Below are 1,106 nucleotides of genomic sequence, written 5' to 3'. Positions count from 1 at the left end.
CCTATCGCTTATCAGATACACCGGTATTCGGTGAAAAAGCAGTACCGGGAGAAGCCGGTAAACCGGGTAAAGACGGTAAAGTGGAAGTTATCGGGAAAGACGGAAGTGCTGTCGTTATTAACGGTAAAGACGGCTCTATCGGCTTGAACGGGACAAATGGACAAAACGGTCTTTCCATTCGCGGTGAAAAAGGTGACGAAGGGAAACCGGGTGTAGACGGTACGACAACCATTAAACGCATTGTCATTACCGATCCGGACGGACAGAATCCGCACTCTGTAGCGACCTTGGATGATGGCTTGAAATTTGCCGGCAATGTAGGAAACTTCTACTCCAAACTGAATGAAACCGTGGAAATCATCGGTGGAGAAAAGAATGTTGAACAATTGACTGATGAAAACATCGGTGTAGTTGCTGAGAAAGAAAAAGATAAAAACGGTAAACTGGATATTAAATTAGCGAAGAATCTGAGAAAATTGGAAAGTGCTGAATTTACCAAGACCGTTCAAAATGGCGGTAAAGTAGAAACCGAAACAACTATTATCAATGAAAAAGGAATATTAACAAAAGATAAGGATGATAATATTAGCTTTACGAGTCCTACAGAAACGATAATTTCTGATGCACAGAGCAAGCATTATATTAATCTTAATAAATCCGGAATTACAATTCATGATGAAGGTGACGGTACGCCGGGTTCTAAGAAAGAGACTACTTCTTTATCTTCCGGAAGTTTGACCGGTTTGAGCAATAAGACATGGGATAGTAAGAATATTACATCCGGTCGTGCTGCTACGGAAGATCAATTGCAAAAAGTATCTGAGGCAGTAGATGCGAATGCTAAGGCAACAACCGATTTCCGGTTGGTGGCATCTACGGATACGAAGGGATATACACCGGATACGTCAGGAACTGTTACATTGGATGTGAAAGATAAGAATCATGGAGATAAAGATGCTTATCAAGTCACGATTTCCGATGTAGCTCGTAAGAGTGATGTAGATAAGATGCTGAATGAAGGCTTTACAGTAGGGAAAGCCGGAGAAGATGGGAAACCAGGTAAAGACGGTACTATCGGCGTGAAAGGTGCAGACGGAAAGGATGGT

At 42.2% G+C, this 1,106-nt stretch carries 1 pseudogene; it reads left to right on the top strand.

Annotated elements, in window-relative coordinates:
* Positions 1-1,106: pseudogene (locus HMPREF1039_RS08190) on the top strand (hypothetical protein); the annotation flags it as partial.

The sequence above is a fragment of the Megasphaera lornae genome (assembly GCF_000214495.1).
GTDB classification, from domain to species: Bacteria; Bacillota; Negativicutes; order Veillonellales; family Megasphaeraceae; genus Megasphaera; species Megasphaera lornae.
This window is presented reverse-complemented; position numbering and strand designations above follow the sequence as displayed.